Raw genomic sequence first — 21,395 nt, forward strand, 5'->3', positions numbered from 1 at the left:
CAAAAATGGGCTCGCATATGATTATGGCAATGTAAATCTGAAAATCTCATGGCCATTCCTTAGAAGTTAAAAATTGAATTTCTTCCCCAGAATACTGCGGTGATATCTTGGATGACGGATTCTGAATTGGTGTAATACCAGTGGTGAACCACTTCATGGAGTAGGCCATTATCGTCTTCAATATCCGATACATCGCATTGGTAAATGTCATCGGGCAAATTCATGGTGTTTTTTGCTCCCCATCTACCTAGGCGGTTAAATGCATTTTTTGTGATTTCGGATACGCCTAATGCCTGATCTTTATTGTGGAAATATACATGAATTCGTTCTCCTAAATCAATCAACCGGTACATGGGTTTTGGACGTTCCAAGGCATCGTAATCAATGTCAGAACCCACTAAAATAATTTCTCCAAAAAGTGTATTCAATTCAAGTCCAATATCAGCCAATCCAGCGATCATGCTTTCCAATACACGATTACCCATGCTATGGCAAAGTAGATGGATCTTTTGTTCACATTGGGGCTTTTTTTCTTTGACGAGTTTCTCTTTGAAATACTCTCTTAAACTAGCCATAGACCTGGCTAAGGCAAAGCCCGATTGGGAGGCATCATATGCATCTGACCTGTATTTGAGCAATTGTTTCTTCGCAGGCCAGGTAAATAGGACTATATGGCAAATAGGGGAGTCCTTGGGTTCTACATATTTTTTATGAAGCTCACATAAGGTTTGCATGGCAGTTTCTAAATCTGACTTGAACCCATGGACAAAAACTAATATATCTTCCCTTGACTTTGCCTTGGAACCTGCCTCGTAAAGCTCATCAAAAATTTTTCCCGAAGGAAATTTTGCTTTACTGACCGGGCTTCCTTCGGTGTATTCCTTTAAGGTAGCTTCAGCCACTTCAGGAATGATTTGAATTTTGAAATCCTTCAGCTTCTTGGCTTTCTTAGGGTCAAAGCTAACGGTTCCATATCGTAAATTGTGTCGAGCCTCTTCGTCTCCGTCCATTCTCATAAACTCTTTTTCATTGACAGAAATATAGCTTTTGCTTTTTCGGGAGGTTACTTCACGATTTGTAATGATGTAATGGGTTACCATGGTAAGTTGATTTTGAAAAATTTGATTTTAACAACTAATGATCCTGGAACTATGAAACAGGATTTAAAAACATAGGGACAAGACCTAAGCTTTAATTTCTTGAATAATTACTTGAAAACCAAGGATAAGCAAATTGGACTGAACGAAAGGTTATTTTTAGAATTTGAATGGTTCAATTTCAACACTCCTTTTTGTATATTTTGAAAATTTAGTAATTACAATTTAATTATACGGTAATTACTAGTACACCCAAATTTTAACCTATAAAAATGAATATTCATTATTGTCCTGATTTTGACCACATGAGTCAAAAAGGTGCGGACCTTGTACATCTTGCGATTGCAAAAAAGCCAAATTTATTATTCTGCGCGGCCAGTGGTGGCTCACCATCCGGACTGTATAAGTTGATGGTGAAAAAGCATCATAGCAATTCGGAATTTTTTAATCGGATTCATGTGGTAAAGCTCGATGAGTGGGTTGGTTTACCTGAGAACTCTGAGTTTTCCTCTGAAATTGACATTCAACAGAAACTGCTTCAACAGATTGAAATCCCATCTGAGAGATATTTGGCATTTAATGCCCAAACAAAAAATCCAAAAGCAGAGTGTGAGCGTGTACAGGAATCATTGGGGAAGATTGGCCCAATTGATATTTGCATCTTGGGCATTGGACAAAATGGTCATATCGCCCTGAATGAACCCGCTAAGTACTTGAGTGTGGATTGCCATGTGGCAAAGCTTTCAGAAACCACCTTATCAAGTGGAATGATCCAAAATGTAGGTGTGCCACTTGAAGAGGGGATGACACTTGGGATCGGGAATATCTTAAGATCCAAAATGGTTATTTTATTGATCGCAGGAAAGGGAAAAGAAAAAGCCCTCAAAGCCTTGCTCAAAAAGAGATTACTCCACAATTACCAGCCTCTATGTTATGGTTGCATCCAAATGTGCATGTAATTATTGACGAATCTTCTATAGAATCATAAAGGGCTTGATTAAAATCAAGCCCCTTTTTCCTTAAACCTCCTGAACAAATTCCTCTTTTGGATTTCTGACCTTCTTCATAGGTAAAAGCCAGTCTCCCTCTTCATCCCTGTATCCCAAAGGCAACATTAACACAGATTTTAAACCTTTGGCTTTGAGTTGTAGAAGTTCGTCTAGTTGCTCCGTGTTGAATCCCTCCATAGGAGTTGCATCCACTTTCAGTTCGGCAGCTTGGGCAATTGATAGTCCAAATCCTATATAAGCCTGCTTTGCTGTATGGACGAAATTTTCTTCAGGACTTTGTTTTAAATACACTGCCTTTAACCGATTGGTATAGTCCACAAATTTATCCGATGGCAATCCTCGTTCTTTGGTGGTCAATTTGAAAATAGAATCAATTCTCTCTTCAGTATATTGATCCCAAGCAGCAAAGACCAATACATGGGAAGCATCAGCGACTATTTGTTGTCCATTAGCGATAGGCACCAACTGATCTTTGATCTCTTGTTTGGAAATAACAAATACCCTGAATTGCTGCATCCCTGAGGAGGTAGGGGCAAGTCTTGCTGCTTCTACAATCTTGTCTACATGTTCTTGACTTACCTTTTTGGTTGGGTCATACTTTTTGGTGGCATATCTCCACTCTAGGTCGTTTAATAAAGCCATATGTACTTTTTTATAGTTGGTTTTTATTTTCTACCTGTGCTAATGACAATGAAATAGAAAAAGTTCAATGTTGGTGTATTAAATGTTGATACATTTAAAATAAATGTTTTGGGGGTCTTTGGAATAGGTTTTGGAGTTCATTCGAGATTAAAAAAATGTGAAGTATTGGCTGAAAAAATCAGTAAACTTCATAATTCACTGTTGTGAAAATCCAATGGGTTGTTCAAAATGTTACTATTACTTTGAAATAATTAAACTTTTAATACTTAAAAATTCAATCAGGTAATTTCCTTCAATTTGGCATTAGCCATCTGCGTTAATTTTGTTTAAAATCCTCTTTGTTTTCATAATACAAGCCTAAACCATTTTTAACATTAGAGGAATTTAGGTGATCTACTTTTACGGGAATTAAAAAGGGCTGGGCTTAAGCTCTGTTTCTTTTGAAGAAATGAAAAATTCTCAAGAATTCATCACTTAAATTTTATGCATTCAACTTTACAAGTTTCTAAAATCATTTGTGCTTCGGCATGTATGATGGTTTGGACTGGATTAGTAAGTCCAACACACCTCAGCGCCAATGGATTGGAAAATAAGGGGTGGCTAAGAACTGACGCAGCAGTTACCAGTAATCTGGAAATTAAACAAGCAATTTCAGGGGTCGTTTCAGATGAGACAGGTACACCTATGCCTGGGGCGACCGTCCGGATCAAAGGAACCAATAATGGTACCATTACCGATTTGGACGGGAAATTTTCAATAGAGGCAGAAGAAGGTGCCATTCTTCAAATTTCCTATGTAGGCTATCTTTTACAAGAGATTACAATAAGTAATCAATCTTCTTTAACTATTCAATTGGAGCCGGATGCTCAGCAATTGGATGAATTAGTCGTAGTAGGATATGGAACCCAAAAACGATCCGATGTCACTGGAGCGATTGGGTCAGTGAAAAGCGAAGATTTTAACAAAGGTGTCATTACTAACCCGGTTGATTTATTGCAAGGCAAAATGGCAGGGGTAAATATTACTTCCACTAGTGGTGAACCGGGAGCTACACAGAATGTAATCATTAGAGGTATCGGTAGTTTACGTTCAGGAACGCAACCACTTTATGTGATTGATGGCTTTTTATTGGATAATTCCTCTACTGGGATAGCTACCAACCCACTAAGCTTTTTGAATCCTGGTGATATTGCAAGTATCGAGGTTTTGAAAGATGCCAGTGCCACTGCACTTTATGGTTCTAGAGCCTCTAATGGGGTAGTGGTAATTACTACCAAAAAAGGGAAAGCAGGAACATCTCAGATCAATTTATCTGCATCTACAGCTTGGTCTTCCATGGCGAAAAAAATCGATGTATTCAGTGCCGACGAGTTTCGTAGACAAGTAGTAGGAGTAGGGGGAAATTTAGAAGATTTTGGAGGCAATACCGATTGGCAAGATGAATTGACACAGGTAGGCTTTTCAAAAGATATTAATTTCTCCATGAGTGGGGCCAATACGGAGAATTTTTCCTACTTCACTTCCGTAGGCTACCAGAATCAGGAAGGAATTTTGAAAAACTCAAATCTCGAGCGTTTCTCCGGTAAATTAAATATGAACCAAAAAGCGTTCAACGGCAGATTAATCGTAGACTACAACCTCACAGCCTCTCATACTGAAAACTTAAGGCCAAGCATCACTTCTACCATCAGTGATATGTTGAGTTTGAACCCTACCATCCCTACCTATACAGATGGTGAACCTACCTTATTGAATACCAATGCCCTCAATCCTCTAAAGAGATATGAGCTGTATAGTGATATGGCAGCAAATAACCGGATTTTGGGAACCATTTCCCCTTCTTTTGAAATCCTAGATGGGCTGACTTATAAACTCAATCTTGGCGTGGATTATTCTTCCACCAATCGTTACCAGCAATACAAACCTTATACCGCTGTCATCAATGAATCCAATATTTCAGATGGAACCCTGGATGAATCGATCAGTAATAATGTGAATCAATTGGTAGAGAATACCTTGACCTATAACTGGAATAATTACCTGCATAATTTGACTGTATTGGCGGGTCATTCATACCAGACATTTTTAGATCAATATAGAGCAACTTCTTACAGAGGTTTTGCAGATAACAACATCGAACCTAGGTTTCAAGATCATAATAGTACTAGCGAATATCCTACTACGGTTAGCTCTGCTGCTATTAAAAATGAATTGCAGTCTTTCTTTGGCCGGTTGAATTACGTGTATGCAGATAAGTATTTGTTTACAGCAACCTTCCGAGCGGATGGGTCCTCCAAATTCGGTGAAAATAATAAATATGGGTACTTCCCATCTTTTGCCTTGGGATGGAATGTGAGTAAAGAAGATTTCATGGCCAATTCTGCTTTCAACAACTTGAAAGTTCGTGCGAGTTGGGGACAAACAGGAAATCAGGAAATTCCTTCCAAAATCACAAAAGCGAGTTATTCTGAAGATAGGTTGTCTACTGGCTCAGGAAGTTTAAATACCTATCCAATTGATACAGATGGTAACTCCTTGGATAATTATCCATATGGAATCGTGTTCACCCGATTGGCAAATCCTGATTTGCAATGGGAAGTTTCCACTCAAATAGATTTGGGGATAGACTTCGCGTTGTTTGATTCTAGAATCACAGGTACAGTGGATTATTTCAACAAAGTATCTTCCAATATTTTATTGGAGGTGGTTCCGGCCGATCCTGTGCAGCCTACATCGACTTATTGGGACAATATTAAAGACATGAAGATCCATAATAGCGGGGTGGAATTGGCTTTAGATTACAACAGTGATATCCAGCGGGACTTCTCATATACCATTGGAGGTAATGTCACTTTTATCAATAATGTGGTAAAAGATTCTCCTTATTCTGTATTGACTACGGGAGCAGCTCAAGGAGCGGGTCAGACAGGGGCTACCATCAATGGATATATCAACAATGAGCCAATTGGTGCTTTCTATATGCTGCAATTTGACGGAATCGGAGAGGATGGATTGAATAGATTTAAAGATATCAATGGAGATGGTCAAGTATTGGATGATGATCGAACTGTGGTAGGAAGTGCGATTCCAAAAGTCATCTACGGCATTCATACCAACTTCCAATACAAGGCATTTGACTTAAGCCTGAATTTCAATGGTACTTCTGGAAATAAAATCTACAATCATACCACTATGTCCTTATTTACCAAGGCACAACTTTCCAGATCCAATAACACTACTGATTTCGCAGTAGAATATCCTGAAGAGTCTTTCAACAATTCAAATACCGTTTCTACCAGATTCTTGGAAGATGGTTCCTTCTTCAGGTTGAACAATGCAACCCTAGGCTATAACCTAAATACCCAGCAGGTTGGATTACAAAATGCATTTCAGAATATACGACTATCAGTAACTGGCCAAAACCTGTTTGTGATCACCAATTATTCCGGGTTTGATCCTGAGGTCAATACAGGATCTACTTCTGGTGGAATCCAAACCTTTGGCGTGGATCGCTTTACCTACCCTAGAGCCAGAACCTTTTCAATTAACCTGAATTTAACCTTCTAAAAATCAAGTGATTGAATATTAATTCATTGCGAAAATCATAATCAGATGAAAAAGAATAGATTTTATAAATTGTTACCCATTGCCGCATTTCTTTGCGGATTCCTTAGCTGTACTAATTTGGACGAGGAGATTCTTGATGAGTCTTTGACAGGAACCGGAGAGGCTGAAATTGTCAGTGGTTCTATTGCTCCAGTTTACGGGCTTCTTCGCCAAGTATGGATGCATACCGTAAATTTTGGACTTCAGGAAGTGGCTTCAGATGAAGGAATCCTACCTTATAGAGGTGGAACAGACTGGTTTGACGGCGGTAAATTTATTGCGGTTCACCAACACTTGATGACTCCCGGTAATGGCTTGGTTGGGGATGCCTGGACTTACATCACGCTGACCTTGTCAAGAGCAGTATTGGCAGAAGAACGATTGAAATTGGAAGTGGAAAATGGGAATTCTTCTGCACAAGGTCCTTTGTATGAAATGATTGCCATGAAAGCCTATTTAAACATGTTGGCGTTGGATAACTGGGGATTGGTTTTCAAAAAGGACAACTCTGATGATCTTTCAGAAATTTTAAGAGGGGAGGATGCCGTTCAATACCTAGAGACAGAACTTCTTTCCGTAGTGGATGTCTTAAGTAGTGATAAAGGTCATGGAAGAATGAACAAATATGCGGTGAAGGCTTTATTGGCTAGACTCTATTTGAATGCTGCTGTTTACCGAGATCCATATGGTACACCTGAATTTAAAACTTCCGATATGGATAAAGTGATTCAGTATACCGGGGAGATCATCAATGGTCCCTATTCCTTGTCTCCTGAGTATTTTGAATTGTTTAATGACGACAATGATACCAATCCAGAAATCATCTTTGCCTTGGATCAAAGAGGGGTGCTTCAGACAGAGCATAGCAGATGGGCTTATTGGTCCATTTCTGGAGATCAGGTTCCCAGACCGGAATTCCCAAGTACCAGAGGAACTGATGCGGTGGCAGCTACACCTGATTTCTTCCAGACTTGGGTAGATGCTTATGGAGAGGTAGATCCAGCAGAAGCAGATGCCCGTTTCTTCCAAGAAAATACGGTTATCCCTGATGAATTAAGGGATTTAACAGGTGTCAATCCCACCAATGATGCAGACCATTATTATGGGGTGGAAGCAAGTGAGTTTGAAATAGATAGGGGGATTTTGAGAAATGTCATTTGGGGCCCAAGAAAGGATGAGAGTGGGAATATTATGACCACAGATGATGGAAAAGTAAGGATTTACCCCATTATCAACAGAAGAAGCAGCGGTGCAAATATCCGATATGTGGACCATACACTTCAAGTAGACTTTAGCAATGAAGGAAGTTTACACAACACGGGATACAGATTTTCAAAATATCAGTTTAGTCGTACTGCCCCAAACTGTTGTAGTAATAGCAGCGTGGATATTGTTTTGATTCGTTTGGGAGAAGTATACTTAATGAGTGCTGAAGCCAAATTAAGAAAAGGTGATGTAGCTGGAGCCTTGGCAGATGTCAATACCCTGAGAACTTCTAGAAATGCTCGTCCTGCTCAGACTCCTGCTCCTTTGAGTTCCATTGATTTGGATGTGCTGTTCAGAGAAAGTGGATTTGAACTATACTGGGAAGGACATCGAAGAGTTTATCAAATACGATTTGGTAAATATGAGGATAGCTGGACTGAAAAGACCAATGCTGATGTATATAAAAGACTGTTTCCAATTCCACAAAAAGCCATGGATGGAGCTTCCAGTGAATCCGGATTCTTGGTTCAAAATCCAGGTTATTAAACCAATCAATCTATAATTTCAATAGAGGCTGTCTCAAAAGTCGATTATTCGTCAGCCTGAGCGGAGTCGAAGGCTTAATTGAGCAAATAAAAGCACATTTCGACTTCGCTCAATGTGACAAAAAATATTTATGAGACAGCCTCTATTTTTTTGGTTAGGGTCGAGAAAATTAGATTCTATTTGAAACTCATTCCAATCAAAAACCTCGGAGACCTCCTCTTATTTAAAAATAGAGTCGGGCGAGGGCTTAAAAAATGTTTCTTCCAATTTCAATCTCTTTTTTCAATCGTATTTTGATTCAGGTCTATTTGGAAATGATCAGCAGGAAGTGAATAGAAAAGTTTTTGGAATATGCCAATAAACTGGGCCAATTGCGAGCTTAAGCTTTTTTCCTCTGTGTGCTTGGTGTCCACTTGAGCAGAAAATAAGGATTGATAGAAAGTAATTCGATCGGATGGAATTAAGTTCCTCCCTAGTTCATCTCCATTTTTCAGCAAGTAAAAATCCTCGATCATTTGGGGAGTTCCAGAAAGTGGGTGTTCCGTTGGACTTATTTTTTTTGATAAGAAAAGGGCTCCTTCTTTTGGATCCATTTTACTCCAATTCAATAATTCTTCTTCGTTCATGGTTTGCAATAAGGCAACTAGGCTTTTTGGCCAATCAGAAGGAATAAACCTGGATTTTGTCAATTCTTTCAAATGGTTTTTGGTATAGGCTGCATAGTCTTTGGAAGCTAAGATGGTACTGTCCCAAATTCCAGGACGTTGATTTTCCAGCAACCAGCGATGTTCCATCCTATATAAATCAAAGAATTCATTCATATGGTCTACTTCGTTGAGCGGGATCGTTTGGATCTCAAACTGGTTTTGTCCGGTTTTTTGAATGGTTTTATAGGCCGCAGGAAATGCAGCTAAGGAAGGTACTTGAATATTATACAACGTGTTATTGCTTAGTTGATCCTGATAGATTCCTGTGTCATTAATGTGCATATGGCCTGCAAAATGGAGTTGAAGACCGGTCGCAGCGTATTGCTTGCTTGTTTCTGTGCTAGGAACTCTTGCTAATTGAAACTTCTCTTGCCCAAATAAGGACTTCATTTCTTCGGAAGCTCCATCGTGAAATTCTACTAATGGATAGTGACTAAAAGAAATCAAGGTTTTATGTCGCTTTTTAGCCTCTGCCACCACCTTTTGAATCCAGTCCAACTGATGCTTTTTATAAATGGAAGCCTGATTAAAACCTATTGAAGAACCGTTCCAATTGCCATTTTCTGATGGAGTGTAAACATTTCCATCTAATGCCAGTAGCCAAATTCCTTCCGTGGGTTCCACCACATAGCTGGCATCAGGCAATAATCCTTCACTACCATCTATAGAGTACATTCTATTCTCTAATGTTGAATTGGTTTTCGTCTTTTCAAATTCATAATGATCATAGTCTAATTCCTCAAAGGGGTGTGCCCAAAAAGGTCTTCTGGATGTGGGAAGAAACCAAAATCAGCAAGTGCTTGAGTGATTTCAGGATATCCCCAATAATTGATCTGATCAGATTTTGCCACTGTAGTCGATTGAAAAAATCCGTCGAGCCTGCAATGGCTTGTTCAGCACCATTCACCCCCAAAAATCTCTTTTCCCAGCAATTCCCCCAAAGGGTTTAACGGGATCATGATTACCTGTCGTCAAGAAAAAACGCATGCCAACTTCTCTTGAATATTGGTCAAGAATTGATTTCAAGGCCATCACATTCATAGGTTGCCCGTCATCTGTAAAGTCACCAGGGAGGACTACCCACCGAATTCCTTTCTGCTTTAGATCTTCCAGTGCCTGAATGAATGCGAAGTAGTTTTCATTGAAAAGCCGGGTAGAATTCAACTGACTCTTCATCGTGCGTATCGTGGCAAACTTTCCATTTCTTGGATTTAAAACGCCCTTAAACTCTTTTGAATGAAGGTCTGCATAAACATCTTGAAGATGCACATCAGAGAGGAACGCAATGGTTTGATCTACAGTTTGGCCAAGTGATAATTGAGTGGAGCAGGCTAAGGTAAATGCAGCTCCGAGAATGGTAGGTATGAGTGGGTATTTATTCAAAATATAAAACTGTATTTCGGTTCTTGACCAAAACAGGGTTTGCTCTTTCATATTCGTTGGATTCGAAAATAACCTTATAATCGGATTTGAAGAAAGATGAAGGCATATAATAATCAGTGGAGATTACCTGAGCCCCTGATGACTTCGCCTTTTCAAAGGTGGAGTAATCCTCAGACCTTGCTTCTTTGGTATCAGAATCTGCACGAGTTCGGATGAGGTACCCTTTTTCGACAAGCGATCGAATGTATGCTTCATCTTTTTTCGCATTGTTGATGATCCTAAATCCGGCACTGGGATTTCCTTCTTTTTTATTGACAAATAGGACTGCATCTCTCAATTCTGGTTTGGCAAGTAAGTAACGATCAATTTTTTCTTCATTTTCATCTAAGACAAAAAGAAATTTTCCTCTGACATCTTCCAATTCTGGCCAATTTCCTGCCAGCACAGCAGTTTCCAGATTTGGGAAATCCCCTTTTACCATATCTGGAGTGATAAGATGTTCCATACCCAAGTGTGTCCTGATTTCTAAGTCGATGCTATCCAAGGCCGAGGAGGTAAATGGTAGGACTTCCCGTGTTCCAGGGATATTTCCATCTTTGGCATTGATCAAAATATAAATAGGAGAGTGATTCGGATGTTGCTCACTCCAGTTTTTTAATGCTTTCAAAGCATCCGCAAACAATAAATAGTGAGATTGGAAATCTAAATCCTGTACATGGAAAAGCTTAAGGCCTGGTTTTGCCAGGGCATGCGTGGGATCGTATTCAGGAATTTCCCCACCTGCAGCTTTGATGATTTCCAATCCTTTGGGGTTGGAGTACCTTCCTCCTTGTGGATCATGAAATACATCCAATTCCAGGTTTCTTAATCCCATGTCCAATTGGGATTCCAATGGAATATGAGCATAGGCCAAGCTATTTGAAGCAGCAGGGTTGACTTTAGATAGGTATTCCAATAACTCCGGAGCCATTTTGCTTTTATAGCTATTATGGCTTCCAATCACCTGAATTTCATTCAGTTTTTGAGCGGAAAGCTGAGAGGTGAAAAAAATGCAAAACGTAAATAAGAATAAGGTAGAATAAGACTTCATGTTTTTAGATTATCTCCCAAGATCCACTATTTAAAAGTGAGATAAGTAAAGTCTTTTTCAACTTTATGTTATGGTTTTAGAAAATTTGGTTTTAAAAAACCGCGAGCTATACATGCAAGATTTTTTGTGAATCGAAATACCACCCTTAATTGTCGTAATTCGCCTCAAATCAACAAAAAATGTTTTGGAACTTTATAAAAAAAACAAAAATGCAAAAAGAGGAGAAGACTAAAGGTGTTGTCCATGATTATCTTGGATGGAGTGATTCAAGGGCCAGGAAATCCGCAAGAAGATACATCAGGAGGGTTTGAGTTTGGTGGTTGGGTAGCTCCTTTTGACGATGAAGTATTAGGTGAGGTGATGCAAAAATTAATGGAGATTTCGATTTGCTGCTAGGTAAAAAAGTTTCAAATTTGGGAAACCTATTGGCCAAGTCATGTGGATTATTGGCCAAGCATTAATGTTGTTACCAAATATGTATACTCGAAGACAGTTCAAAATTCGGATTGGGAAAATACCGTTTTCCTTCAATTAGTGGAGGAACTAAAGAACCTCAAAATTCAAGAGGTTGAACAATCAGATGCCAAAAGTCAGGATATCCAGGTTTGGGGAAGTAGTGAGTTGATTCAGGTTCTCTTAACAAATGATTTGGTAGATGAACTTTGGTTGATGATCCACCCACTTACTTTGGGAATAGGAAAAAAATTATTTAAAGGAGGTGCTATTCCAGCAGCTTTTCATTTAGAAAGCTGTACTGTGACTCAAAGTGGTGTAATCCTAGCCCAATATCAAAGAAAAGGGAAAGTAAAAACAGGAACTTTTAGAGATTAGATTAGAAATTGAATTAGAATTAATTTTTTTGTCTTAGTCCATTTTACCTAAAAGAAAGAATAGCATTAAATTGGTTTATGCAAATTGACCAACTTATTGATCGAATCTACCTTCTCCCAGAATCTTCTAAACAAAAACTCAAGAATAACACGAAAGAAGTTTTTTATCCTAAAGGCCATATTCTACTTAAGGCTGATAGAGTAGAAGAAAAACTATATTTTATCAAAAAAGGAGTAGTCCGGGCTTTTGCAAAAACGCCGGATCAAGAAATTACTTTCTGGTTTGGTAAGGAAGGTGATACAGCTTTATCAATGAAAAGTTTTGTTGGAAATCAAAAAGGCTATGAGGACATTGAACTGCTTGAAGATAGTGAACTATTTCAAATAGATGCCTTGAATTTACAACAGCTATTTAAGGAGGATATTCACATTGCAAATTGGGGTAGGAAATATGCAGAGAATGAATTATTGAAAACGGAAGAACGACTTATCTCGAGATTACTTTTAAATGCTACAGAACGCTATCTAGAACTGATAAATAATGATCCTACCTTGATTCAACGGGTTCAATTAAGGTATATCGCATCCTACTTGGGAATCACACAAGTAAGTTTAAGTAGAATAAGAGCCAGCCTCTAATGCTTATTTATCATATGTAAAATGCAACTCCATTCCATTTACAGACCTTTGTAAAAAAAAACGAGGTATGAACTGGATTATATTATTATTCGCAGGATTGTTTGAAGTGGTTTTTGCTTTTTGTTTGGGAAAGGCGAAGTCAAGTGAAGGGCAAGAAATGTTTGTATGGTATGTTGGATTTATAGTAGCTCTTTCCATCAGCATGCTATTGTTGATCAAAGCTACTCAAACATTACCCATTGGAACTGCCTATGCAGTTTGGACTGGAATAGGTGCAGTTGGTACTGTATTGGTAGGAATTCTTGTTTTCAAAGAACCTGTTACAGGATTAAGACTTCTATTTCTTTTTACATTAATCGCCTCAATCATTGGATTAAAAGTAGTATCTCATTAAATCAAAAAAATGTTGGAATGAGAAGTTTACAGTATTGGAGAATTTCCTTTTTGATTGCCCTGTCATATAAAAATTATTCTTTCCGACTAATGGCTGTAAATAATCTAGAATTTATTAGTAGTTCAAATAGCTCTTATATGACAGGTAAGAATACAATCAATTGGGGAATTTCTGTGGTTCTATGTTCATTCATTTTTGCATGCAAGCAAGGCCCCATGCAGGATTTTGAAGAATCAAGAAGGAAAATGAATAAAATTGAAAATTTGAGTTTCAGCCAAACGGCTTATTACCCAAATCCTGTGGGTTCGGTGGACACCTTACAGGTAAGCAAGGATATCAGCAGAAACCCTCAATCCATCATTGGGTATGACTTTTTAATAAAGGGTGGTAGTAAAGACGTGCTTTATGAACAGGGGGAACTCAAAATGGTCAATCATCAAAAAAGAGAAGTGACTATCTTTCCTTCCGATAAGTCCATTGAAAAAGATCATAACATCCTGAACAATCGATTTATTCAATATTCTCCATTAACCCTGATGAATTTAGAAGACTGGTATTATTCAGGTGATACGAGTCTAAATGAGAGTAATTATGCGATGTATAAACGAGTGGATTTGGATACTGTAATCAATGAAAATAGCGTATACACGGTGTTTAGAATCTACCTTCATAGTGAATCCAAATTGCCAGAGCGGTTTGAAAGAAATAATTATTATAAAGGAGAATTATCTCAAAGGGTAGTTTACGAGTATGATCAATATCGTTTTGGCAGCTTCAATTCAAAATCTCAATATTCGATCCCACCTAACTTTGTTTCAGTCCCATATGGAATTTCTACCCAAGATTTGGTGATGTTAAAAAAGGGAGAAAAAGCTCCTGATTTTGAAGGGTTTGATTTAAAAAATGAATGGGTGGAAACGGGGGATTTTGCTGACCAGCAAGTATTGGTGATGTTTTCAGCTATCAATTGTAGCTATTGTAAATTAGCGATGGAATTTCTAACAGAGGAAAACATTCAACTTTCAGAGGGATTGAACTTGATCAGTTTTTACCCGGAAGACACCAAGGATCAGGTGTCTCGCTATATGACTAATTTTAACCCTTCATTTTCAGTGATTGCCAATGCCGGTAGGGTAGGCCAGGCTTATGGGGTCAAAGGATTTCCGACCTTTTTCTGATCAACCAACAGGGGGAAATTGAAGAAGTAGTTCAGGGATTTAATCAGGATTTTTTGAATAAGTTTTTGAGTAAAAATGGATCTTAAACTCTTTCTGAATTTCAGAAAAAGGAATTGTTTCATACTTAGTAAAGCCAATCTGTAGGTAGATATAAAAATTTTCTCCCTATAGATTAAACTCAGGCTCAGGGCTGTTCTCGTATTAATTTATGATCCCTTAAGCCCAGGGTTCCATACCGTGGCGGGGCCATGGTTTTTTCAAGCCTCCAGGATACCTCGAAACAAGAATAATTTTAGTATTTAAGCTTCGAGAATATTTTTTCTATAACTATGAATTAGAATCTGACCTCAGGGAGTTTATGATTGGCCAATTCGGGATTCCTCCAGGAAATAGAATAGTTAAAGTTTTTATATTTTTAGAAATTACCTTGAGTTTTAAACCTAATAGCCATTTACTTATTCGTACTGAATACGATACCTTGATGGGTTTTTCAATCATGGAAACAATCTTTTTAGAATACTTCAGATAAATGGACCTTTCACCAAGTAGTGTTAAAAAAATAGGGTTAAATTATTGTTAATAGAATTTTGATCAATAGTTAAGCATATGAAATTAAGATTTTTAAGCTCCCAGTTTATTTTGACAATGTTGGCACTTGTGGCCATCACCTCCTGTAATGAGAAAAAAGATTCCAGTGAATTAGAAAGCATTGTTGAAAAAAAAGACAATTATGTAGAAGTGATAACTAACGTGATGGATTTCGAAACTGTGGATGAAATTAAATCTGGATGGACGACATTTCACTACCTAAATAAATCACAAGACTCGCATTTTTTTATTTTTGAAAAAATGCCTGACACCTTAGGTTTATATACTTACAAACAGGATTTGTTTCCACCTTTTATTTCTGCTTTTGAACATTTTGAAAAAGGTGAAATAGAGGAAGGAATGAAGGAATTTGAACAAATACCTCAATGGTTTTTGAAGTAGAATTGTCAGGTGGAGTTGGATTAACCTCCAAAAATACAACATCTAAAACGACCATATTCCTCGATCCTGGGACCTACATTATGGAATGCTATGTCAGGATGCCAAACGGCTTAGGGCATGTTTTTATGGGGATGATAAAACAGCTTGTTGTAACAGATGAGTCAAATGGCAATTCTCCACCAGAGGCCGATTTTGACATCAAAATATCGAGTGAAAACGGTATTCTATTTAATGATTCAATTAAAGCTGGCAATTATACGTTAGCAGCTAGTTTTGAAGACCAAAAACAATATGAACACTTAATGGGACATGATGTTAATTTGGTCAAAATAGAAAATGAACGTGTGATACCTGAGTTGGATAATTGGTTGAATATTGCTGAATTCACGGCATTTCGTACTCCTGAACCTGAAGGGCTATTGTTTTTAGGTGGAGTGGAGGACTTACCAGCTGGTAAGACCGGTTATATGGAGGTGACGCTCGAAAAAGGTGATTACCTCTTAATATCAGAAATCCCGAACGCCGTAGAAAGGAATATGGTCAAACGCTTCACAGTTTATTAAGGCAGAAATTAAGGGGAAGTTTGACAATTGAGAGAAAAAACCGGGAGTCAGAAAACTAATCATTTGAAACTTCCAGTCGTGGCAGGGCTATTAAAATTGTATGTCATCAGCATGCTTTCATTCAAAAAATAAAACCTGAAAATATCGATTTCAGGTTTTAATTCTTCATTTAATTATAATATATCGCTGTAAGATTTTCATTCCAAAATCCCCCTTGCCTCCTTTTTTCCGTTTTTAACATTTTTAAACTAGCTTTAAAACGGTCAACGATATTTAGGGAAGTACAACTTTCAGCATTCAGCTTTCATACTTCATCCTTCTGAATTTACTGATCACTGACCACTACTTTCAGCTTTCATGCTTCATCCTTCTGTCCTCACTGATTACTGCCCACCGAATCTGAAAATTACATCCTGAGATTCTCCATTTCCATTAGTTTTGGTTGGAATGGTTGTTCATGGAGTCGCTTACCAGTCGCTTTGTACAAAGAATTTCCTAGAGCAGCGAAAACAGGAGGGAAGAGTGGCTCTCCTAATCCAGTTGGCGCTTCATTATTCTGTACAAAATGAACTTCAATCTTCTTAGGAGCTTCCTTATGTCGGATCATGCGATAGGTATCAAAATTGGTTTTGGTAGGGGTACCATTTTCAAATGCCATTTCTCCAAAGAATGCATTTCCAATTCCGTCTACAATGGCTCCTTCACCCATATTCGCTGCAGCGTCTGGATTGACAACAATACCACAATCCACTGCAGCATAGACATTTTCTACCACTGGTTGATTGTCTTTAATGCTAATGTCCACTACCTCAGCAACATAGGAGTTGTGGCAGAAATAGGCAGAAACACCTCTTGCAATACCATTGGGTACATTGGACCAGTTTGATTTTTCTCTTACTAACTCCAATACTCCTGCATAACGCTTAGGATCATAATCATTGTCTTCTCCTACAGGATCCGTCTCTGCTCTTTTCAGTAGCTCCAATCTGAATTCGATTGGATCTTTACCCATTTCTTCAGCCAACTCATCCAAGAAACTTTGTTCCGCTCCAGCAATAAAGTTGGATCTTGGTGCACGGAATGCCCCAATGGTGATATTGGATTCAATCTGCCATCCTTCCGCCAGGTAATTATCCAATGCTCCAGCAGGGAATCGATTTGCGTGGATTGGGGATTCTGGAATTCCTCCAGCCTTCACATGCAGAGCCAATAAATTGTTATTTTCATCCAATGCTGCTCTGTAAGTGGCTGAATAGGTAGGTCTGTACACCCCAGCAGACATATCATCTTCTCGGGTATACACCATTTTCACAGGAGCTTGGATTTTCTGAGAAATCAAAGCTGCCTCTGTCATATGATGGCTATATGCTCTTCGTCCGAATCCACCTCCCATTCTGGCCAAGTTGATCTGAACATTTTCCTGTGGCATTCCTAAGCTACTGGCAATTGTCTGCCTAATTAATTCCGGAGCTTGCGTTGGGCCATAAATCACGGCTTTGTCTCCTTTTACATCAGCAAAGCAGTTCATAGGTTCCATGGTATTATGAGCCAAGAAAGGAGCCGTATAGGTACGTTCCATTACTTTTGCAGCTTTTTTAAACGCCCCTTCAGGGTCTCCATCTTTTCTTAATACATTACCAGGTTTCTGGATATACTCAGCCATTTTCGCTTTATGGGTATCGGAATTTTCCAGTCCCGCAGGAACTGTTACTTGAGAGGTTCCTCCTCTGAATCCGGCAGCAGTGAACTCAGATTTAGGAGCTTTTTCCCATTCTGCCTTCAAGTTTTTCTTTGCCTGTAATACTTCCCAAGTGGAATTTCCCACAATCGCAATGATAGTAGGGAAAGTAGTGGTGTCAAAGAAGTTTCTGGCGTAGTCATCTTTAAAGATGTTTACTTCAAATGCGTCCTGAATTCCGGGCATAGAAGTCACCGAACTTTTATCAAATGATTTTAATTGCATCCCAAAAGCCGGAGGATGTACGATGGCCGCGTACTTCATTCCTTCTACCTTATGGTCAATGGCAAACATGGGCTTTCCTGTGACTATCTTGGTTCCATCCACATTCTTTTTGGATTTCCCAATGATCTGAAAGTCCGAAATCTCCTTTAGTTTAACGGTCTCTGGATCTGGTGCTTCCAATGTTCCAGCTAAAGAAGCCATTTCACCATATCCAGCCTTTTTTCCAGAAGCTTTATGGGCAACTATTCCGGCACTCGTGGTGATTTCAGTTGCAGGTACATTCCAAGTCTGAGCTGCGGCATTGACAATTAATTGCCTGGCTGTAGCACCAGCAGTTCGCAAAGGTGTCCATGCAGATCGAACTCCTTGGCTTCCTCCGGTAAACTGACGATCGAATCGTTCTGGATAAAAATCAGCTTGTTCTACGAGTACATTTTTCCAATCCACATCCAATTCTTCAGCTAAAAGCATAGGAAGGGAAGTTTTTACATTGGATCCGAATTCTGGATTTGGGTTGAAAAGCGTTACCACTCCATTGTCTCCAATTTTGATATAACTATTAATTTCAAACCATTCTTCCGGCATGGTCATCACTTCCTCTGGAGTAGGCTTACAGCCTGCCAGCCAACTGAAACTTAACATCATACCGCCCCCAGCAAGGGTAGAGACTTTTAAAAAGGATCTTCTATTTATTTTCTTATCTATCAATGTCATAATCTGCTGGTTTAAACGTTTTGAGAAGCAGTTTTAATCGCTGCTTTGATTCGAGTATAGGTACCACAACGACAAATGTTTCCATTCATAGCATTATCAATATCCTCATCACTTGGACTTGGATTATCTTTTAATAAAGCCACCGCAGTCATGATCTGTCCAGCCTGACAATAGCCGCATTGTGGGACATCATGCTCCAACCATGCTTTTTGAACCGGATGATCACCTTTTTCCGATATTCCTTCAATGGTGGTAATCTTTGCACCTTCAGCCGCTGAAACCGGGAGTTGGCATGAACGGACCGCCGTACCGTCCATATGAATGGTGCATGCACCACATTGGGCAATTCCACAACCGAATTTGGTTCCTACTAAGTCTAGGTGGTCTCTTAGAACCCAAAGCATAGGAGTATTTGGATCCACATCCACTTGTTTGGAGTTCCCGTTGACAGTTAAATTAAATATGGCCATAGTGATGTAAGTTTTTGTATAAAATTAACTTGTTTCAATTTTGAATTCTTACGAAAATCAAATGAAAACCTTTGTATTTAAATGAATTTAAGGGTTTTGTATTACTTAAGTACCTTGATCAAACGGAAATTTGCTCTGAAAAGGGCTGATGATAGATTCGATTCTCCGTAGCCTGATACAATGAATTAGCTAAAGCCGCAAAGACAGGGGGATAAGCAGGTTCTCCCAATCCGGTGGGGTCTAACTTGTTTTCCACAAAATAGGTTTCTATGGCTTTTGGAGCTTCCTTCATCCGTATCATTCGATAGGTATCAAAGTTTTTGTTTTTGGGAACACCTTTTTCAAAGGTTTGCTCCCCAAACATGGCTGTTCCAATTCCATCAATCACCGCCCCTTCGCAAAGGTTTTTGGCGGCATCCGGGTTAACCACAATTCCACAATCCACAGCGGTAATTACTTTTTGAATGGCGACTTGACTATTCTCGATTTTTAAATCCATGACTTGGGCCGCATAACTATTATGACAGAAATAAGCCGATACGCCCCTGGAAATGCGATTTTTTTGCTTTCCCCAATCGGACTTGTTTTTGACTAATTCCAAAACTCCTATATACCGATCCGGGTCGTAATCATTGTTTTCTCCCACAGGACTGTCTTTGGCTTTTTTTAACAGCTCAATTCTGAATTCCAAAGGGTCTTTACCTGCTGCTTCCGCGACTTCATCCAAGAACGATTGTTCTGCAGAGGCGTTAAAATTGGACCTTGGTGCCCGAAATGAACCGGTCGTGACATTGGAAGGAACTTCCCATCCTTCTACCAGGTAGTTCTCTACTGCCCCTGCTGGAAACCGATTAGGGTGTAGGGGATTTTCAGGGAGACCCCCTCCATTGATATGGAAGCCGATCAACTCGTTGTTTTCATCCAAGGCAGCACGGTAAGTAATTTGGTAACGGGAGCGGTAAATCCCTGCAGTCATATCATCTTCTCTGGTGTAAATTAGCTTGATAGGAGCATTTACCTTTTGCGATATAACGGCAGCTTCAATCAACCAGTGGGCATAAGACCTTCTTCCATAACCACCTCCCAAGCGTGTCATTTCTATTTCAATGTTTTCCGCAGGAATTCCCAATCGAATAGATAGTGCCTGTTCGGTCAGTTCAGGCTTTTGAAGTGGCCCTGCACAAAGGACTTTGTCTCCAGTTACATGGGCAAAGAAGTTCATAGGCTCCATGCAATTATGAACCAGAAAAGGAGCGGTATATGTGCGTTCGATGATCTGAGAGGCTCGAGCAAAAGCTGCTTCTGGATTTCCATCTTTCCTTTGAACGCTGGCATTTTTGGAGGCTTCTAGCATTTTTTGCTCCTGTGAGTCATTGCTTTCAAGACCACCTGGAACGAACCTGCTTCCTTCTCTTCCAAACATATCCCGCTTTTCTTCATAGGATTCCACCGGTTCGTATGCTACCTCCACGACTTTTTTGGCATTCATCACTTCCCAGGTGCTATTTCCTACAATAGCCACTAAATCGGTGAATTGGGCAGTGTCGAAAAATGTCCTTTTATAATCGTCCTGAAGGGATTTGATCTGAAAAACATCCACAATTCCTGGCATTTGCTTGGCTTTGGATGCATCAAAAGATTTTACTTTCATCCCAAAAGCTGGAGGATGGATGATCATGGCGATTTTCATTCCTTCCTTTTTATAATCTATGCCAAATAAGGGCTTTCCGGTAATGATTTTGGGAACATCTACATTTTTCTGGGAGGTTCCGATCAATTTGAAATCCCAAGTATTTTTCAATTCTACTTCTTCAGGAACCGGAAGGGTAGCGGCAAAGGAGGCCATTTCCCCATAATGTGCTTTTTTGTTACTTCCCTGGTGAATCAAATACCCTTTATCCGTTTCAATAGAATTTGCAGGAACGTCCCAGGTTTGTGCAGCAGCCTGAATCAATAAGTTTCTTGCTGTAGCTCCGGCAGTTCTTAATGGAACCCAGCCTATTCGAATAGCCTGACTTCCTCCTAAAAATTGTCTGGTAAAATTCTCCGTATCCAAAGGAGCTTGTTCTACAATAACTTTCCTCCAGTCTGCGTCCAGCTCCTCGGCAACAATCATAGGCATGGACGTTTTAATATTTTGACCTCCCTCTGGATTGGGAGACATGATGGTGATTACTCCATTATCCCCAATGCGGATATACCCATTCATCCGAAACCATTCCTCCGGTAAGGTCAATAACTCTTCCGGATTCGGTTTACAACCTGCCAACCAGCTAAAGCTTAACAATAAACCTCCTCCTGCCAATGCAGAGGATTTCAAAAATGTCCTTCTACTTAGTTTATTTTCAGCTAATTTCATGAATAGGC

Annotated in this window: 18 protein-coding genes; 10 read left to right on the forward strand and 8 right to left on the reverse strand. The window is 39.2% G+C overall.

Translation table 11 applies throughout. From position 1 onward, the window contains the following. Positions 1-59: 59 nt before the first annotated feature. A complete protein-coding gene (locus tag V8V91_RS00560) occupies positions 60-1,100 on the reverse strand; it encodes an alpha/beta hydrolase (protein WP_373398292.1) in 1,041 nt (346 codons plus the stop codon). 269 nt (positions 1,101-1,369) lie between these two features. Here V8V91_RS00560 and V8V91_RS00565 point away from each other — a divergent pair, with 269 nt between their 5' ends. Beyond that, positions 1,370-2,056 carry a 6-phosphogluconolactonase gene (locus tag V8V91_RS00565; protein WP_373398293.1) on the forward strand — a complete coding sequence of 229 codons (687 nt, stop codon included), beginning with the start codon at positions 1,370-1,372 and terminating at the stop codon, positions 2,054-2,056. Positions 2,057-2,116: 60 nt separating this feature from the next. Here V8V91_RS00565 and V8V91_RS00570 read toward each other — a convergent pair whose 3' ends face one another. Further along, on the reverse strand, positions 2,117-2,749 hold the full coding sequence (locus V8V91_RS00570) for an NAD(P)H-dependent oxidoreductase (protein WP_074223931.1): 633 nt from the start codon (positions 2,747-2,749) through the stop codon (positions 2,117-2,119). Between the two features lie 483 nt (positions 2,750-3,232). Between V8V91_RS00570 and V8V91_RS00575 the strand changes: the two genes are divergently transcribed. After that, positions 3,233-6,316, forward strand: coding sequence for a SusC/RagA family TonB-linked outer membrane protein (locus V8V91_RS00575; RefSeq protein ID WP_373398294.1), 3,084 nt, complete (start codon positions 3,233-3,235; stop codon positions 6,314-6,316). A gap of 45 nt (positions 6,317-6,361) precedes the next feature. Next, entirely contained in the window at positions 6,362-8,107 is a 1,746-nt protein-coding gene (locus V8V91_RS00580) for a RagB/SusD family nutrient uptake outer membrane protein (protein ID WP_373398295.1), read from the forward strand. Positions 8,108-8,376: 269 nt separating this feature from the next. Here the strand turns inward: V8V91_RS00580 and V8V91_RS00585 are convergent, their stop codons facing one another. The 3 genes from V8V91_RS00585 to V8V91_RS00595 all read right to left on the reverse strand — a co-directional run bounded on the left by V8V91_RS00585 (position 8,377) and on the right by V8V91_RS00595 (position 11,287). After that, positions 8,377-9,489, reverse strand: a complete 1,113-nt coding sequence (locus tag V8V91_RS00585) for a hypothetical protein (protein WP_373398296.1) — start codon at positions 9,487-9,489, stop codon at positions 8,377-8,379. 228 nt (positions 9,490-9,717) lie between these two features. Continuing rightward, a complete protein-coding gene (locus V8V91_RS00590; protein WP_373398297.1) occupies positions 9,718-10,248 on the reverse strand; it encodes a metallophosphoesterase in 531 nt (176 codons plus the stop codon). Continuing rightward, positions 10,190-11,287, reverse strand: coding sequence for a phosphatidylinositol-specific phospholipase C1-like protein (locus V8V91_RS00595; protein WP_373398298.1), 1,098 nt, complete (start codon positions 11,285-11,287; stop codon positions 10,190-10,192). Before V8V91_RS00595 ends, V8V91_RS00590 begins: the two co-directional genes overlap by 59 nt. A 243-nt stretch (positions 11,288-11,530) precedes the next feature. On the opposite strand from V8V91_RS00595, the gene V8V91_RS00600 reads away from it, so the two are divergent. From V8V91_RS00600 to V8V91_RS00630, 7 genes are all read left to right on the forward strand, one after another. Beyond that, on the forward strand, positions 11,531-11,683 hold the full coding sequence (locus V8V91_RS00600; protein WP_373398299.1) for a hypothetical protein: 153 nt from the start codon (positions 11,531-11,533) through the stop codon (positions 11,681-11,683). Between the two features lie 42 nt (positions 11,684-11,725). Next, entirely contained in the window at positions 11,726-12,118 is a 393-nt protein-coding gene (locus tag V8V91_RS00605) for a dihydrofolate reductase family protein (RefSeq protein ID WP_373398300.1), read from the forward strand. Positions 12,119-12,195: 77 nt separating this feature from the next. Then, on the forward strand, positions 12,196-12,756 hold the full coding sequence (locus tag V8V91_RS00610) for a Crp/Fnr family transcriptional regulator (protein ID WP_373398301.1): 561 nt from the start codon (positions 12,196-12,198) through the stop codon (positions 12,754-12,756). Positions 12,757-12,823: 67 nt separating this feature from the next. Further along, positions 12,824-13,150, forward strand: coding sequence for a multidrug efflux SMR transporter (locus tag V8V91_RS00615; RefSeq protein WP_373398302.1), 327 nt, complete (start codon positions 12,824-12,826; stop codon positions 13,148-13,150). 137 nt (positions 13,151-13,287) lie between these two features. After that, positions 13,288-14,328, forward strand: a complete 1,041-nt coding sequence (locus V8V91_RS00620; protein ID WP_373398303.1) for a TlpA family protein disulfide reductase — start codon at positions 13,288-13,290, stop codon at positions 14,326-14,328. Positions 14,329-14,934: 606 nt separating this feature from the next. Then, the gene (locus V8V91_RS00625) at positions 14,935-15,318 is read left to right on the forward strand and encodes a hypothetical protein (protein WP_373398304.1); all 384 of its coding nucleotides are present in this window, start codon (positions 14,935-14,937) and stop codon (positions 15,316-15,318) included. Next, entirely contained in the window at positions 15,303-15,881 is a 579-nt protein-coding gene (locus V8V91_RS00630; protein ID WP_373398305.1) for a hypothetical protein, read from the forward strand. Before V8V91_RS00625 ends, V8V91_RS00630 begins: the two co-directional genes overlap by 16 nt. Positions 15,882-16,287: 406 nt before the next feature. Here V8V91_RS00630 and V8V91_RS00635 read toward each other — a convergent pair whose 3' ends face one another. The 3 genes from V8V91_RS00635 to V8V91_RS00645 all read right to left on the reverse strand — a co-directional run bounded on the left by V8V91_RS00635 (position 16,288) and on the right by V8V91_RS00645 (position 21,387). Next, complete coding sequence (locus V8V91_RS00635) at positions 16,288-18,558, reverse strand: molybdopterin cofactor-binding domain-containing protein (protein ID WP_373398306.1); 2,271 nt, start codon at positions 18,556-18,558, stop codon at positions 16,288-16,290. 11 nt (positions 18,559-18,569) lie between these two features. Next, on the reverse strand, positions 18,570-19,028 hold the full coding sequence (locus V8V91_RS00640) for a (2Fe-2S)-binding protein (protein ID WP_074223938.1): 459 nt from the start codon (positions 19,026-19,028) through the stop codon (positions 18,570-18,572). Positions 19,029-19,146: 118 nt separating this feature from the next. Next, positions 19,147-21,387, reverse strand: a complete 2,241-nt coding sequence (locus V8V91_RS00645; RefSeq protein ID WP_373398307.1) for a molybdopterin cofactor-binding domain-containing protein — start codon at positions 21,385-21,387, stop codon at positions 19,147-19,149. Positions 21,388-21,395: the final 8 nt, after the last annotated feature.

This window comes from Algoriphagus halophilus, from assembly GCF_041729275.1.
GTDB classification, from domain to species: domain Bacteria; phylum Bacteroidota; class Bacteroidia; order Cytophagales; family Cyclobacteriaceae; genus Algoriphagus; species Algoriphagus halophilus_A.